A 15,152-nucleotide genomic window follows, 5' to 3' on the forward strand; every position below is an offset into this window, starting at 1 on the left:
CCAGCGGCAACCACCCGAACCTCAACCATCACCTCGCGCGCCGGTTCAGCCAACGCCGATAATCCCGAACGTGGCACTCACCCTCGACCTGACCACCGACGACCTGGCCAACACCAGATTCGCCGTCTCGCCGCTGTCCGAAACCGTCTCCGGCCTGCAAACCCTCGGCGGCTGCTGGGGCACGGCCCGCACCCCCTGGGCGCGCTGGGCCGCGGCCGAACTCGCCGCCCGCCCGCTCGACCTCTCCCGGACGTGGCCGCTTCTCGTCACCGGCCGGACCAGCTGGCCCCAGTTCCTGCTGCCCGCCCCGGCGCGGGCGGCGAGCACGATCGACGAGGCGCTCGCCGCGATGTGCCGGACCACCGCGAGCCAGGTCCGCCGCAGTCTGCGCGGGGTCTTCGGCGAAGACCTGCCCGCTCCGGCCCGGGTGCTCGCCGACGACCCCGCGTCCGGGCTCCGCGCCATCGCCGCCGAACTCCGCCAGGCGCACGACCGGCTGATCGCGCCGCACTGGGCCCGGCTGCGCGCCGTGCTCGACGCCGACATCGCCTACCGGGCCCGGCGATGGGCCGACGGCGGCGCGAGCCGGCTGTTCTCCGGCCTGCACGCCGAACTGAACTGGCGCGACGGACGGCTCACCCTCGACGGCGACCGCCGCCCCTCGCCCGGCCGTCCCGCCGGCGGGCTGGTGCTGTCGCCCGTCGTGCTCGGCCCGCCGTGGGTCATGATCAAACTGCACACCACCACCCAGACCACGATCCGCTACCCGGCGCGCGGCAGCGGTGCACTGTGGACAGCCGCACGCCGTTCCACCGCCGCGCACGCGGTCCGCCTGCTCGGCCGGCGCCGCGCCGAACTGCTGGACACCCTGCGCTCCCCCGCCACGACGACCAGCCTCGCCGAAGCCCTGCACGTGTCGCCGAGCGCGGTTTCCCAGCACCTCCGGGTCCTGCGGGACAGCGGATTGGTCGCCGGCCACCGATCCGGCCGCGCCGTTCTCTACCGCACCACCGAACAGGGACTGCGCCTGCTGACCGGCCCGGACGGCTCCGTTCCCTCGACCGGAGCACAAATGTGACAACTCCACCCCGGATGCCACAGTTCCGGAGTACGCTCTCGCCGACCGCGACCGGCCTCGCGGAGACGGGAAGCGGCGCGGATGAGCGAGACCTGGCAGGTGCCCGGGTTCACCGAGGTCGACGTGCTCGGCGTCGGCGGCTTCGGGCGGGTGGTGCTGGCCAAGCACCAGGAATCCGGCCGCATGGTGGCCATCAAGTACCTCCTCGCCGAGTACCTCGCCGACCCGGACATCGCGGCAGGCTTCCGCCGCGAGGCGTGGCTGCTGTCCGGCGTCCGGAGCCCGCATGTCGTGCGGTTGTTCGATTTCGTCGAGACCTCGCAGGGCGCCGCGCTGGTGATGGAAGCCGTGCCCGGCGTGTCCCTGCGCGCGCTCCTTGCCACGGAAAACGTGCTCGCCCCCGAATCCGCGCTGGCCATCCTCAAGGGTTCCCTGCTCGGCCTCGCCGACGCGCACGCCGCCGGGGTCGTCCATCGTGACTACAAGCCCGGAAACGTCCTCGTGTCGCGGGAAGGCCAGTCGAAACTAGTCGACTTCGGACTGGCCACTTTGGACGGACACAACGGACTGACCGCCGGCTCCCCGTCGTACATGGCTCCCGAGCAGTGGGCCGGGCAGCCCGGCCAGCCCGCCACCGACGTCTACGCCGCCACGTGCGTGTTCTACCAGTGCATCACCGGCCACCAGCCGTTCGAGGGCGCCACCACGAACGAACTGCGCTCGCTGCACCAGATGGCACCCGTGCCGCTGGAGGCCGTACCCGAGGAACTGCGCCCGCTGATCGCGCGCGGGATGGCGAAGAACCCGGCGTGGCGACCGTCCACAGCGGACGCTTTCGTGACCGAGCTGGAGACGATCGCCCGCAAGGCCTACGGAAAGGACTGGGAGAAACGCGGCTGGAAGCGCCTGGCCGCCTCCGCCGCAGCGCTGACCGCACTCACCCCGCTCGCCCTCCTGACCACCGCGGGCACGGCCGCCGCACCGATCGGTGCCGGCGCGGTGGCCGCCGGAGTGCCCGCCACCGGCACCGGAGCCGGCGCGGCCACGGTCATCGTCGGCAAGGTCATCGCCGTGCTGGTGGTCGTCGGCGCGCTGGTCACCGGCGGAATCCTGGTCTTCAACCGGCAGGACGACCCGCCGCCCCCGGCCCCGCTCACCGTCGCGATCCAAACCGATTCCGGCCGCGACCAGGCCCGGCCGGTCGCCTACAGCCTCCAGTATCCGCAGGTGTCCGGCGGGGATCCGGCAGTCCGGCAACGCCTCAACGCCGCACTGCGCGCCCCGATCGACAAACGGCTGAAGGCCATCCGCGACGCCGTCGCCGATCCGGATTGGCAGCAGCAGTTCCCCGCAGCCGGAGAAACCCCCACCGCACGGTCGACGGCGCGGATCCTGCTGCAGACGCCGAGCCTCCTTTCCGTCCGGTACGACCACGATCTCGACTCGAAAGTGCTCTCGCACACGACGTGGCGCTTCCCGGAAACCGTCAACCTCGACCTCACCACCGGCAATCCGATCGGCCCCACGGACATGTTCCGCCCCGAAATACTGACCGCGACCGGAATGCGCACCCTGACCGCCCGCATCGAACCGCACACCAAGAACGGTTTCTGCCGGGTGATCTCCGTCGGCGAAGAAGGCCGGAAAACGACCATCGACGCCGCCGACCGGGACCCCGCCCGCGACCACGTCCCCGGCGCGGCAATGGGCTTCACCAAAACCGGCGTCGAGTTCGAAATCCTGTGGTACGACCTGGGCTGCGACAACGCGTCCGGAAAAGAAACCGCGACCGTGCCGTACACGGAGATCAACGATCTGCTGCAGCCGAAGTTCTTGGAAATGCTAGGCACCACAACAGCTTCGTCCTCGCCGCCGTCCCCGTCCTCGTCGTCATCGGCCGTCAGCAATACCTACACCAACCCCCGATTCGGCTTCACCACACGCGTGCCGCAGGGCTACACCGCGTCCCCGTACAGCCCGGAAAACGGCGACGGAATGACGTTCACCAACCCCGAACTCGACGCGACGCTAACCGTATGGGGAACCAATTCCGGCGGCCGAACCACCGCCGCAGCCCTGGCCGACGCAGCCGCCGAAGCAGAATCCACCGGCGGCCGCGTGACCTATCGCAAGGACGAGGGCGACCATTACTCGATTTCCGGCTACCAAAGCGACGGCAAGATCTTCTACGAGCGCGGTTACCCGGGAACCGGGTCGACGGCCGCACTGCGCTGGGTCTACCCCCGCGAGCACAAGTCCGAACTCGACACTCCGGTGAGCACCACAGTGGACGCTTTCCGGCCAGGCGACCTCACCCAGCCGCACTGACCGCAGGCGCGAAAGGACTCAGCCGAGGCCGAGCAAGGCGTCGGCATTGCCGTGGGCGATCTTTTCCTGGTCCTCCCCGGAAAGATGCGACTCAGTCAGGAACGACACGGCGCCCTCGTTGCCGAGCATCGGGAAGTCCACGGAATGGATGATCCGGCCGGCGCCGACGGTGTCCGCGCAATACCGCAGCTGGGCCTGGCTGAACATGCCGCTGGGGGTGATGAACACGTTCTCCCGGAAGTACTCCCCGAAGGTCCGGTCGAGCCCGGTCATCCGCTTCGGCAGCGCGTCGTCCAGCCGGTCGAGGTAGAACGGGATGAACTCGCCCCAGTGGCCGAGGATGAACTGCAGGCCCGGATAGCGGTCGAACACCCCGGTCAGCACCAGATGCAGGAAGTGCACGGCGGTCTCCTGATGCCAGCCCCACGCGGGCAGCCGGAGGGCCGCCGACACCGCGGGTGACAGTCCGCCCGCGTAATTGGCTTCGCTGACCGCTGCCGGCGGCGGGGCCGGATGCAGGTAGATCGGCACGGCCAGCTCGCTCGCGGCGCGCAGGATCGGGTCGAACCGCGGCCGGTCGAGGAACTCGTCGTCGGTGCGCCCCATGATCATCGTGCCGACGAAGCCCAGTTCTCCGACGCACCGGCGCAATTCGTCCGCGGCGGCTCCGGGCACGGCCGTGGGCAGAGCGGCGAACGCGGCGAACCGTCCGGGAAACGCCGCGACCGCCTCGGCCATGGCGCCGTTGGCCGCGGCGGTCAGTTCCGGCGCGACGTCCGCCGGCAGGAACATGTTGACCAGCGAGAGGACCTGGGTGGTGATGCCGTTGCGGTCCATGTCGGCGATCCGGGCGGAGCCGAGGTCCGCCAGCAGCTCCGGGCGCCGCGGGTAGGGCATCCCGGTGTCCGGGTCGAACGCGGCCGCGTAGCCGGGCACGCGGTCGAGCAGCCGCGGCATGCCCGCGGCGTTCACCGCCGGGTCGGTCCAGTGTTCTTCGAGCGTGACAATCCGCATCGCGGGTCCCCTTCGTCGTCCGGTCCCTCCACGATGACTCCGGCGGGCGATAAGCTCAAACACTTGTTTCTGATTCATCGATCAGTACCGCTGATAGGAGCTGGAGATGGAACTGCGGCATCTGCGCTATTTCGTCGCGGTGGCCGAGGAGGGCGGGTTCAGCGCGGCCGCGCGGCGGCTGCACGTCGTCCAGCCCACGCTGAGCATGCAGATCCGCGATCTGGAACACGAACTCGGCGGACCCCTGTTCGACCGCGCCGGGCGGCAGCCCCGGCTCACCCCGGCGGGCGCCGCGTTCCTCGCCGAAGCCCGGCAGGTGTTGGCCCAGGCCGGACGCGCGCAGGACACCGCGCGGTCGGCGCTGCGCGGGGAGACCGGAAGCGTCCGGATCGGCGTGGCGGGCGCCGCCGTGTTCGGCGGCTTCCTCACCGGCCTGATCCGCGATTTCCACCAGGCACGGCCGAGGGTCGGGATCGAAGTGCGGGAAGCGGGGCCGCTGAAGCAGCGCGCCGCGGTCCTCGCCGGCGAATTGGACGTCGGCTTCAGCGCGCTCGCCGCTCCGTCCGACGACCCGCGGCTGGCGTCGATCCGGGCCAGTTCGGTGTCCTTCCTGGTCGCGCTCCCCGCCGGGCACCGCCTCGCCGGGCACGAAACCCTGACCGCCGAACAGATCGACGGCGAGGAGCTGATCGAATACCTAGTCGGCGACGGCGACCTCGCGCCGCACGGAATGCCTCGCCGCTCGGCGCTCCCGCCGGGCCGGTTCCGCGCCGACAGCACGCTGAGCGTTCTCGCGCTGGTCGCCGCGAAGGTCGGGATCGCCGTCGTCCCGTCGGGAGTGGACCGGGCCGCGGTGCCGGACGTGCTGTACCGGCCGCTGGCCGAGCCCGGCCCCGCCACCGACTTCCACGTGCTGCACCGCAGCGACGAACCCGCACCCGCTGTGGCCGCGTTCATCCGGGCCTGCGGTTGACCTGCCAGACGGGAGTTCCGCGATCAGCCCGAGCGGAACCGAAATCCGTTGGCCGAACCCCGCCCGCCGTGGTCTGATCAAGCCGGAACACGCCAGCCACCACCGAAAGACCCGCCGTTGCCCACCGCCCGCCCCGCGAACCCGGTCATCGACGAAGCCTTGGTTCAGCGACTCCTCACCGCCCAGTTCCCCGCCTGGGCGGCGCTCCCGCTGACGCGGCTCGACCCGGCCGGATCGGACAACGTCATCTACCGGCTCGGGGACGACCTGTCGGTGCGCCTGCCGCGCGGCGAGTGGGCGGCGGGGCAGGCGGAGAAAGAGTCCCGCTGGCTCCCCCGGCTCGCGCCGCACCTCCCGGTGCCGATTCCCGAACCGGTCGCGCTCGGGAGGCCGGGCGAGGGTTATCCGTGGCACTGGTCGGTATCCCGCTGGCTCACCGGCTCACCCCCGGAAATCGGCGCGCTCCCCCGCCCGGACGAGACTGCGGCCGAGCTGGCGCGGTTCGTCACGGCGCTCCACCGAATCCCGGCCGACACCTCGCGCGCACACGACGATCCACTCGCCTCCAGAGACTCGGACACCCGCGCCGCGATCGCCGCGACCGCCCACGTTTTCGACAGCTCCGCCCTCACCGCGATCTGGGACGCCGCGCTCGCGACACCGCCGCACCCGCCGGTATGGGTGCACGGCGATCTCCATCCCGGCAATCTGCTGATGGCGGACGGACGGCTCAGCGCGGTTCTCGACTTCGGCGAGCTGGGCGTCGGCGATCCGGCGTGCGACGCGCTGATTGCGTGGACCCTCCTCCCGCCCTCGGCGCGAGAGGTCTTTCGCGTCGAGTCCGGCCTGGACGACGACTCGTGGCGGCGCGGCCGCGGGTACGCGCTCAGCACCGGGTTGAACGCCTACACCGCCTACGCGGCAACGAATCCGCGGGTGGCCGCGAGCACCGGGCACCAGATCGCCGAGACGCTGACGGGCTAGCCCGCAGATACCCGGCAAATCCGGCGCGCACCGCTGCTCCATTCGGATGATCGACAACTCCCCCGCCCGGCATCCGCCCCCGTGCGCACCTAGCCTCGACGGACCCGGCGGCCGCGCCCGCGAAGCCCAGCTCCGCGGCCGTTTCCGACATCGTTGTCGGCCGGGGAAGCGGGACGGCACGGACGAGAGGAACCTCGGTCAATGGCTGATCGGACCACCGAACAGGGCGAAGCGACCGCCGGCGAGAGCGGCCGGGCGAAGAAGCTCCGCTCCCGGCACATCACGATGATCGCGCTCGGCGGGATCATCGGGGCCAGCCTCTTCGTCGGTTCGGGCAACGTCGTGCGCGCCGTCGGGCCCGCCGCCGTCCTCTCCTATCTGATCGGCGGGCTGCTCGTCTTCCTCGCGATGCGGATGCTCGGCGAGATGGCCGCCGCGCGCCCGGCGATCGGCTCGTTCATGGAGTACGCCCGCGTCGGGCTCGGCGAGTGGGCGGGCTATCTCGTCGGCTGGCTGTACTGGTACTACTGGATCGGCGTGATCGCGTTCGAGGCGGTCGTCGGCGGTTCGGTGCTGGGCGGCTGGTTCCCGGCGGTGCCGCAGTGGGTGTTTTCCGTGGTGCTGCTGCTGTTCTTCACCGCGACGAACCTGGTGTCGGCGCGGTCGTTCGGCGAGGTCGAGTACTGGCTGGCGAGCATCAAGGTCGCCGCGATCGTCGTGTTCCTCGCGGTCGGCGCGCTGTTCGCGTTCGGGCTCTGGCCGAAGGCGAGCTTCTCGATCCCGAACCTCTGGCAGCACGGCGGATTCGCGCCGAACGGCTGGTGGCCGATCCTCAGCGGCGTCGCGATCGTGATCTTCTCCTACTTCGGCACCGAGATCGCGGTGATGGCCGCGGCCGAATCCGAGGACCCGGCCAAGGGCGTGCGGAAGGCCGTCGTCACGGTGATCTGGCGGATCCTGCTGTTCTTCGTCGGCGGCGTGCTGCTGATCGTCACCATCGTCCCGTGGAACCAGCTGCCGGATCCCAAGCAGGAGGGGCCGTTCGCACACGCCTTCACGCTGTTCGGGCTCCCCGGCGCCGGCCTGGTGATGAACGCGGTCGTGCTCACCGCCGCGTGTTCGGTGCTCAACTCCGGGCTCTACTCCGCCGGCCGGATGTTCTCCGCGCTCGCCGAGAAACGGCTCGCCCCACGGGCAGTGGCCAAGAAGAACAAAGCCGGCGTCCCCGCCGTCGCGGTGGTGGCCTGCACCATCGGCGGGTACATCGCGGTCCTGGTCAACTTCGTCGCGCCGGACTCGGGCATCTTCGACTTCATCATGAACTCCGCCGGCCTGGTCGCGCTGTTCGTGTACTCGTTCATCGCGTTCACCCAGATGCGGATGCGGCAGAAGATGACGCCGGAGGAACGCGACGGGCTCAAGCTCAAGATGTGGCTGCACCCGTGGCTCGGCATTCTCACCGTCGCCGGGGTCGTGGCGATCATCGTGGTCATGCTGCTCACCGACGACTCCGCCCGCACCCAGGTGTGGACGAGCATCGTGTCGCTGGTCGTGATCGCGGCGTTCTGGCCGCTGGTGCGGCGGAGCCTGCGGAAGAACCGCTGAGCTACCGCCCCGGGTGCAGCAGCAGTTCCGCGATCTCCTGCACCCGGGCGCGGTCGATGCCGGTCCGCTGCTCGACGGCGAGCGGGTGACCGGTCGGCTCCAGCTCCACGAGCGGCCGGACGCCGACCGGCTGGCTGTGCAGGTTGGTCTTCAGGTTCAGCGTGGTTGGCTCGTAACCGGGCAGTTCAGTCGACAGCCAGCCGAAGTACGGCGGCTCGTCGACCCGCGCGGGGTCGTCCCACAGTTCGGTGACGCGGGTGAAGCTGTCTTTGCTGAGCGATACCCACACGCCCCATTCGAAGTCCTCGCCGTCCGGCATCGGCAGCACGAGGAGGCCCCGGACGAAGAAGTGCTCCCCGTCGAGCACGCACTGTTCTTCGCCGAGGACGAAGCCTGGTTGGCCGGCCAGGCCGTCGTGCCAGTGCGCCGGGGCGGGCGCGCCGTAGGCGAGCGGTAGTTCGTCGTGGCGTCTGCCGCAGCAGGAACAGTCGAACCCCAGGTCAGTCGTCATGATCGAGAGGATAATGACGGAACCGGGGCGCAGTCCGGGAAAACGCGCTTAAGCGCCGTCGCTCCCCACGGTGGAAGGGACTCCGGAAGGCGGGACGAGGTCGTACTGGCCGAAGTCGCCGACGAGGCGAACAAGGGGAATCTGGCCGCCGTCTGCGTGACGGCACAGTCGGTCGCCGGGCGTGTCGTGGCCCGGCTTCTCCATGCCTAGCGCCAGGGTTTGCGGTCCGTGAGGGCCACCCTGAGGGAATCTGATTCCCTCAGGGTGGCCCTCACGGACGAACAGACATGGCAATCTGGGGATAAACCGGGCATTTCGCCGGGACTGGCGTCCTTTGTGGACCGTCGGCAGACCGGGACCGCCCGGCTTAAACGCCCGGCATGGGAATCATGCGTCCGTGAAGGTCCCCCACCGGGCAGGTCAACGACCGCCGCCACACCGGAAAGTCGAAATACGTGTCCGGAAACGTCTCCGGTTTGAATGTGTAATGCCACCATTCCTCCGGCAGGTTCTTGAACCCGGCCCGCTCCAGTCCGTGCAGCAGGAGCATCCGGTTCTCCCGCTGCTTCCCGACAATCCGCGGATCGAGCGTGTGCGCAAGAGTGTCGAAGCAGTCGAAACCGGTGCCCATGTCGATCGAGTTGTCCGGGAACCGTTCGGATTTCGGGCCGTAGCAAGACTTCAGCGGCTCGCCCGGGTGGTACCGCCGCGTCGGGAACGCTGGCAGGCGGACGAGCGTCAGATCTACCGTGCTTCCCCGGCTGTGCCCGGATTTCGCCGCGATATAACCGTCAGCGAAGAGCCGGTCTTTCTCCACGCGCGGGTAGAACTCGGCTTTCATCCGAAGGTCGGACAGATCCTCCGCCCAGCGCACGAAATTGTCGACCGCGCGCTGCGGGCGGTAGCAGTCGTAGACCTTCAACGTGTAGCCCTGACGGAGGAACGACCGCTGCGCCTTGCGCAGGGCGAGGGCGGCGTCCCGGGTCAGGATGCACATCGGCTGCCGGTAGCCGTCGACCGGCGCGCCGGTGAAGTTGTGCGGCGTGATGTACCGGATTTCCTGCACGATGGTCGGATCGACGTCGCGCAGGGCGACGAATTCGGGCGGTGCCTTGGGCTCCGATGCGGCCGGCGCCGGCGGTGCGGCGACGAGACAGGTCAGCAGGCTCATCGCGGCGACCGCCAGGCCGCGCATCATCTTTCCGCGCATAGCCCGTTTGCTTACCACAAGATCGCGCCTTGGCGTAGGCGTCCGGGTGCGGAACAAACCCGCACCCGGACGCGTGATCAGTAGTCCCACACCGCCGGCACGAACCGGAACGCGTTGCCCGCCTCCGCCACGTGGCACACCGACGGGAACGGCAGGTGCGTGGCCACCAGCTGCTCGCCGCTGGCCGCCAGCTCCTTCAGCAGCCGGACCCGCACCCGCGCCGACTCCTCCGGATCGTGCTCGAACCCGTTGTACCAGTCCGGATTGTCGAACCCCGGCTGGAACACCGCGTCCCCGGCGAAGGTCAGCCGGTCGCCGCCCGACTCCAGCCGCACGATGCTGTGGCCGGGGGTGTGCCCGCCGGTGCGGCAGATCCGCACCCCCGGTGCCACCTCGTGCTCGGTCTCGAACGGCCGCAACTGGCCGCGGTACACGTCGAGGAACCTCGCGGCGGTCGTGCGCAGCACCTCCGGGATCGGCTCCGGCATGACCGTGCGGGAGAAGTCGGGCGCCTGCCAGAACTCGGCCTCGGCCGACGCGAGATGCACCCGCAGGTCCTGGCGCAGCCTGCCCCGCAGCCCGTCCACCAGCAGCCCGCCGATGTGGTCCATGTGCAGGTGGGTGAGCACCACGTCGGTCACCGAGGCCGGGTCGATCCCGGCCGCGTCGAGCCGCATGGCGAGCTGCCCGGCGCGCGGAAAGCCCGGGAATTCGGTGCCCAGCCCGGAATCGATCAGAATCGTCCGGCCGCCGCTGCGCACCACGGCGACGTTCAGCGGCCAGTCGATCATCTCCGGCGGGAGGAACATTTCGCGCAGCCACGCGGACAGATCGGCGCGGTCGGCGTTGGTGGCCAGCGTTTCGGCGGTGATCGGCAGCACCCCGTCGCTGATCACCAGCACCTCGATGTCGCCGACCTTCAGCGCGTAGCGCGACGGCACCAGCTCGTCGAGGCGGGTGGAATCGGCCAAGCTCATGGGTTCTCCTCGGGAAAAACGGCCAGGTCGACGGCTAAGACCGGACGGCATCCCGATTTGTGACAAGCTCCGTCACACCTGCGGCGCGGCCTTCGGCGCTTTCCGCACCACTCGCCGCCGCCCGTCCGCGCGCAGCATCGGCCCGAACCGCAGCCGCGCCTCCTCCGCCAGCTCGGCCCCGAGGTCTACTTCGTGCTTGCTCGCCGAGGTCGCGATCCGCAGCCGATCGCCCTGTCCGGCGAGACCGGTGATCCGGTCCCGCGCCACCGCGAGCAGCTGCACCCCGTGCGTCAGCGGCCGCCGCCCCTGCACGTGCCGCGCGACCACCAGTTCCTGCCGCGTCAGAACGACAAACGCGGCGGGCCGCGACTGCTGCCACACCCAGCGCCGCGGCAGTTCCGGTTCCGCGCCGAGATAGCGCGTATGCCGGGTATGCCCGAGCGCCACCAGCGGCGACGCCGGCAGCCGGTCCCAGCCGAGCGTCGGCGGGCCCGCGTGCGCCGGCTCCGGCGCCCCCGGCCGATGCGCACGGGCCCGCGCGTGCGTCAGCAGATCCGCCACTGCGGGCCACGCCCACGAGCGGTAGCGGAAAACCAGCGTCGCGCGAACACCGGTTAGCACAAGACAGGCGTGCTTGCCCGCCATCGCGTGCTCGACCGCGATCAGCTCGGGGTACGGGATCGCGCCGACGATGCGCGGATAAGGCAGGTCGTCGACCCACAGCGCCACGCCGCGCGCTCCCGCGCTCAGCGCCTGCTCCGGCGTCCACACCACGCCGTCGCCCGACGGCCGGGTCGCCGACGGGGCCAGGACCACCTCGCCCGGCCCGACCAGGTCCGCCAGATCCTCGGCCGCCGCGCCCGGTCGTGCCCAGCGGGAAGGCGGTTTGGTGTCGAGCCGGTCGGCGAGGTCGCGGCCGACCTGGATCTCCCACGGCTCGGCCGCCGCGGTGAGCGCGGCCCGCGCCGCGAAGGTGCCGGACATGCGAGCCCTCCTGCCGCGGGTGCCCTGTGCTTCCAGCGTATACACCGCCGGGGAGCCGGTTCTCATTCCGGACTTCCCGCCTCTGCGACCAAGATCACCCGATTGCCGCAACCCGCTTCGGCGATGCGCCGGTGCCCGCGCCGCCCCTAGAATCGGCAGCGCGGCACCGTAGCCAGACCGTCCTTTGTGGACATAGCGATGCCCGGCAGCCCGCGTCGACCCTGGAGGGAACCTCGTGTCCGCACCGGAATCCGTGCAGATCGTCACCGCCCGGCGCATCGTGACCATGGCCGGCGCCGAACCGCCCGCACTGGCGATCCGCGGCGAACGGATCGTCGCGCACGGCGCCGTCGCCGACCTGCGCGGCGAGTTCCCCTCGGCCGAGGTGCACGATTTCGGCGACGCCACGGTCGTCCCCGGCTTCAACGACGCGCACCAGCACCCGACCGTCGTCGCCGCCCAGTCCCTGCAGGTAGATCTCTCGCCGGCCCGGATCCGCTCGACCGACGACCTGACCGCTGCCCTGCGCGCGCGAGCCGCCGACACGCCGCCCGGCGAATGGATCATCGGCTGCGGCTACGACTCCTTCCGCAGCAACGGCGGCCGCGAACTCACCCGCGCCGAACTGGACGAAGCCTGCCCGGACCACCCGGTCCTCGTCGTGCACGTAACCCTGCACGCCGGCGTCGTCAACTCCCCCGGCCTCGCCCTGGCCGGCCTCACCGACACCAGCGAACCACCGCCCGGCGGCCACCTCGGCCGCGACGCCGCCGGCCGGCTCGACGGCGTCATCCACGACCAGGCCCTCTACGACCTGGCGTTCCCGGCCTTCACACCCCGCCCGACCATCGTGCGCGACCCGTCCACCGCCGTCCTCGCCGCCGCCTTCACCCGCCACGCGGCCGACCTGCACGCCGCGGGCATCACCTCGGTCGGCGACGCACTGGTCGGCCCCACCGAATGGCAGGTCCTGCGGCACCTGGCCGACCAAAACCAGCTCACCCTGCGCGTCAACGCCCTGGCCGCCTACGACCATTTCGACTACTTCCGTGCTCTCCCTCCAGCCGCGCTCACCCCAGAAACCCGGCTGCGCTTAGGCGGCGTCAAAACCTTCGCCGACGGTGCCGTCAACGGCGGCACGTGCCTGGTCGAACAACCCATCGAAGGCACCGACAGCTATGGCCTGGAGCGAGTCAGCGCCGCCGAACTCGCCGACACCGTGCGACATGTGCACGACGCCGGCTGGCGAGTCTGCGTACACGCCAACGGCGACCGCGCGATCCGCCGCGTCCTGGACGCTGTCGACCAAGCCCAAACTGCCAACCCACGCTCCGACCCGCGCCACCGCATCGAACACTGTTCCATCATCGATGACGAAATCCTGAAGCGAATGCGCGACCACGGCATGGTCGCCGTCCCGTTCGCGAACTACGCCGCCGCGCATGGGGACAAGCTGACCCAGTACTACGGCCTGGAGCGGGTAGAGCGCATGTTCGCCCACCGGTCGATGCTCGACGCCGGAGTAGCCGTGGCCGGTTCTTCCGACCATCCGTGCGGGCCGTATGCGCCGCTGTTCGCGCTGCGCAGCTGCGTTTCGCGCCGGGCACCGGACGGGGAGCTGTTCGGGCCTTCGCAGCGGATCAGCGTGGAAGCGGCGCTCGGGGTTTACACCACGGGGTCGGCTTATGCCTCTGGCGAGGAGGCGACGAAGGGGCAGCTGGCACCGGGATTCCTCGCCGATTTCGCGGTGCTGGCGGAGGATCCGTTCGAGGTGGATCCGGACGCGCTGGACAAGGTCCCGGTGCGGGAGACCTGGGTCGGCGGGGAACGGGTCTGGTCGGCGTAGGGCGGGAAATTCGATATTTTCAGGATAAATCGCGGCGGCTACCGTTTTAGGGATGATCGTCGTCCGCGCCACTTCTGAAGATGTACCGCAGCTCGTCGCCTCGGCAACGTCCCTGTTCGCCGAAGACGGCGGCCAGCGCGGTCCGTGCCTGGACATCACCTGGCCACGCCGCGAAGGGCCCGGCTACTACGCGGATCTGGTGCTCGGTAACGACTCCCTGTGCCTGCTGGCGTTCCCTACCCCGGACTCGACCACCGCGATCGGACACCTGACCGGCCGGATCCGCCGAGCCGACCCGCTCCGCCCGGGAGTGGTGGTCGGCGTGCTGGAGAGCATGCGCGTCGACGCCGCGCACCGCAGGAGCGGCGTCGGAACGGCCTTGGCGGAAGAATTCTTCGCCTGGGCCAGGGAATCCGGCGCGAACCAGGTCAGCGTCACGGCTTATTCGGCCAACGAATCCGCGGTCAGCTTCTATCGCGGACTCGGGTTCACGCCGTTCGAGCTGACCCTTCACGCACCGATCTCCGCGAATCAACCCAGATGAACGGCCTCCGCCCCCACCGCCGGTTCGACGTGCACCGCCGCCGCCGTCAACCGCGGCACCGTCTCGATCAGCTGGTGCTCCAAGCTATGCGCCAACTCGTGCCCTTGCTCGACGGTAAGCGCGTTGTCCACCTGCACGGCAAGCTCGGCGCGCAGGCTGTGCCCGATCCAGCGCATCCGCACCTCCCGCACGCCCTCCACCCCGGGCACCGCCGCGGCTGTTCGCTCGGCCAGTTCTACGGTCGCCGGGTCGACGGCGTCCATCAGCCGCCGGAAGACTTCCTTCGCCGCGTCGCGCAATACGAACAGGATCGCGACCGTGATCAGCAGCCCGATCACCGGGTCGGCCGCCGGGAAACCCAGGGCGACGCCGATCGCGCCCAGCACTACCGCCAGCGAGGTGAAGCCGTCGGTGCGGGCGTGCAGGCCGTCGGCGACCAAGGCGGCTGAGCCGATTTCCCGGCCGACCGTGATGCGGTACCGGGCGACGAGTTCGTTTCCGGCGAAGCCGACCACGCCCGCCGCGGCCAGCACCCACAGTTGCTGTACTGGGTGCGGGTGCAGGAGCCGGTCGATCGCCTCGTACGCGGCCAGTGCGGCTGATCCGGCGATGATCAGCACCACCACGACTCCGGCCAGGTCTTCGGCGCGGCCGAGGCCGTAGGTGTAGCGGCGGGTCGCGGCGCGTCGGCCCAGTGCGAAGGCGATGCCTAGCGGCAGGGCGGTGAGCGCGTCGGCGAAGTTGTGGATGGTGTCGCCGAGGAGGGCCACCGATCCGGTGACGGCCATCAAGGCCAGCTGGATCACGGCGGTGCCGAAGAGGGCGGCGAACGACCAGATCAGCGCCCGGATGCCGCGCTGGCTGGTTTCCAGGGCGGTGTCGAGACGGTCGGCGCTGTCGTGGCTGTGCGGGGTGAGCAGGTGCTTGATCCGGTGCCGCCAGCCCGCGCCGTGCCCATGTCCGTGGCCGTGGCCGTGCGCGTGTCCGTGACCATGCCCGTGGCCGGAAGCCTGTCCTCCCCCGTGACCATGACCGGTCTCCGGCTGCCGTCGGTCGCGGCGCGGCTCTGCCATCAAGAACTCCCGGGAAGCTCGAAAT

At 70.3% G+C, this 15,152-nt stretch carries 13 protein-coding genes; 7 read left to right on the plus strand and 6 right to left on the minus strand.

What is annotated here, in order from left to right; genetic code table 11:
• Nucleotides 1-70: 70 nt before the first annotated feature.
• On the plus strand, nucleotides 71-1,078 hold the full coding sequence (locus ACFSVL_RS38375) for an ArsR/SmtB family transcription factor (RefSeq protein ID WP_378311705.1): 1,008 nt from the start codon (nucleotides 71-73) through the stop codon (nucleotides 1,076-1,078).
• An 81-nt stretch (nucleotides 1,079-1,159) separates the two neighbouring features.
• Nucleotides 1,160-3,406, plus strand: coding sequence for a serine/threonine-protein kinase (locus tag ACFSVL_RS38380; protein ID WP_378311706.1), 2,247 nt, complete (start codon nucleotides 1,160-1,162; stop codon nucleotides 3,404-3,406).
• An 18-nt stretch (nucleotides 3,407-3,424) separates the two neighbouring features.
• Here the strand turns inward: ACFSVL_RS38380 and ACFSVL_RS38385 are convergent, their stop codons facing one another.
• Nucleotides 3,425-4,420: an amidohydrolase family protein gene (locus ACFSVL_RS38385; RefSeq protein ID WP_378311708.1), complete on the minus strand. Its 996-nt coding sequence runs from the start codon at nucleotides 4,418-4,420 to the stop codon at nucleotides 3,425-3,427.
• Nucleotides 4,421-4,526: 106 nt separating this feature from the next.
• On the opposite strand from ACFSVL_RS38385, the gene ACFSVL_RS38390 reads away from it, so the two are divergent.
• From ACFSVL_RS38390 to ACFSVL_RS38400, 3 genes are all read left to right on the plus strand, one after another.
• Nucleotides 4,527-5,393, plus strand: a complete 867-nt coding sequence (locus tag ACFSVL_RS38390; protein WP_378311710.1) for a LysR family transcriptional regulator — start codon at nucleotides 4,527-4,529, stop codon at nucleotides 5,391-5,393.
• A 117-nt stretch (nucleotides 5,394-5,510) separates the two neighbouring features.
• Nucleotides 5,511-6,377, plus strand: a complete 867-nt coding sequence (locus ACFSVL_RS38395) for an aminoglycoside phosphotransferase family protein (protein ID WP_378311712.1) — start codon at nucleotides 5,511-5,513, stop codon at nucleotides 6,375-6,377.
• 201 nt (nucleotides 6,378-6,578) lie between these two features.
• A complete protein-coding gene (locus ACFSVL_RS38400) occupies nucleotides 6,579-7,982 on the plus strand; it encodes an amino acid permease (RefSeq protein WP_378311714.1) in 1,404 nt (467 codons plus the stop codon).
• Between the two features lies 1 nt (nucleotide 7,983).
• Here the strand turns inward: ACFSVL_RS38400 and ACFSVL_RS38405 are convergent, their stop codons facing one another.
• The 4 genes from ACFSVL_RS38405 to ACFSVL_RS38420 form a co-directional block, all read right to left on the minus strand.
• Nucleotides 7,984-8,493, minus strand: a complete 510-nt coding sequence (locus tag ACFSVL_RS38405; protein WP_378311716.1) for a DUF2199 domain-containing protein — start codon at nucleotides 8,491-8,493, stop codon at nucleotides 7,984-7,986.
• A 367-nt stretch (nucleotides 8,494-8,860) separates the two neighbouring features.
• Nucleotides 8,861-9,703: a M15 family metallopeptidase gene (locus ACFSVL_RS38410; protein ID WP_378311717.1), complete on the minus strand. Its 843-nt coding sequence runs from the start codon at nucleotides 9,701-9,703 to the stop codon at nucleotides 8,861-8,863.
• 77 nt (nucleotides 9,704-9,780) lie between these two features.
• A complete protein-coding gene (locus ACFSVL_RS38415; protein WP_378311719.1) occupies nucleotides 9,781-10,680 on the minus strand; it encodes an MBL fold metallo-hydrolase in 900 nt (299 codons plus the stop codon).
• Nucleotides 10,681-10,752: 72 nt separating this feature from the next.
• Complete coding sequence (locus tag ACFSVL_RS38420; protein WP_378311720.1) at nucleotides 10,753-11,664, minus strand: hypothetical protein; 912 nt, start codon at nucleotides 11,662-11,664, stop codon at nucleotides 10,753-10,755.
• Nucleotides 11,665-11,899: 235 nt separating this feature from the next.
• On the opposite strand from ACFSVL_RS38420, the gene ACFSVL_RS38425 reads away from it, so the two are divergent.
• Both ACFSVL_RS38425 and ACFSVL_RS38430 read left to right on the plus strand, forming a co-directional pair.
• Complete coding sequence (locus ACFSVL_RS38425; protein WP_378311721.1) at nucleotides 11,900-13,510, plus strand: amidohydrolase; 1,611 nt, start codon at nucleotides 11,900-11,902, stop codon at nucleotides 13,508-13,510.
• Between the two features lie 52 nt (nucleotides 13,511-13,562).
• The gene (locus tag ACFSVL_RS38430) at nucleotides 13,563-14,054 is read left to right on the plus strand and encodes a GNAT family N-acetyltransferase (RefSeq protein WP_378311722.1); all 492 of its coding nucleotides are present in this window, start codon (nucleotides 13,563-13,565) and stop codon (nucleotides 14,052-14,054) included.
• On the opposite strand, the gene ACFSVL_RS38435 is transcribed toward ACFSVL_RS38430, so the two are convergent.
• Complete coding sequence (locus tag ACFSVL_RS38435) at nucleotides 14,042-15,127, minus strand: cation diffusion facilitator family transporter (protein WP_378311723.1); 1,086 nt, start codon at nucleotides 15,125-15,127, stop codon at nucleotides 14,042-14,044. The genes ACFSVL_RS38430 and ACFSVL_RS38435 overlap by 13 nt on opposite strands.
• Nucleotides 15,128-15,152 lie beyond the last annotated feature (25 nt).

It is taken from the genome of Amycolatopsis silviterrae (genome assembly GCF_042684085.1).
Taxonomy (GTDB): Bacteria; Actinomycetota; Actinomycetes; order Mycobacteriales; family Pseudonocardiaceae; genus Amycolatopsis; species Amycolatopsis silviterrae.

Coding starts and splice junctions, on each gene's coding strand:
- ACFSVL_RS38380 (WP_378311706.1), top strand. CDS start 1,160: ATGAGCGAGACCTGGCAGGTGCCCGGGTTCACCGAGGTCGACGTGCTC.
- ACFSVL_RS38385 (WP_378311708.1), bottom strand. CDS start 4,420: ATGCGGATTGTCACGCTCGAAGAACACTGGACCGACCCGGCGGTGAAC.
- ACFSVL_RS38390 (WP_378311710.1), top strand. CDS start 4,527: ATGGAACTGCGGCATCTGCGCTATTTCGTCGCGGTGGCCGAGGAGGGC.
- ACFSVL_RS38400 (WP_378311714.1), top strand. CDS start 6,579: ATGGCTGATCGGACCACCGAACAGGGCGAAGCGACCGCCGGCGAGAGC.
- ACFSVL_RS38405 (WP_378311716.1), bottom strand. CDS start 8,493: ATGACGACTGACCTGGGGTTCGACTGTTCCTGCTGCGGCAGACGCCAC.
- ACFSVL_RS38410 (WP_378311717.1), bottom strand. CDS start 9,703: ATGCGCGGAAAGATGATGCGCGGCCTGGCGGTCGCCGCGATGAGCCTG.
- ACFSVL_RS38415 (WP_378311719.1), bottom strand. CDS start 10,680: ATGAGCTTGGCCGATTCCACCCGCCTCGACGAGCTGGTGCCGTCGCGC.
- ACFSVL_RS38420 (WP_378311720.1), bottom strand. CDS start 11,664: ATGTCCGGCACCTTCGCGGCGCGGGCCGCGCTCACCGCGGCGGCCGAG.
- ACFSVL_RS38430 (WP_378311722.1), top strand. CDS start 13,563: ATGATCGTCGTCCGCGCCACTTCTGAAGATGTACCGCAGCTCGTCGCC.
- ACFSVL_RS38435 (WP_378311723.1), bottom strand. CDS start 15,127: ATGGCAGAGCCGCGCCGCGACCGACGGCAGCCGGAGACCGGTCATGGT.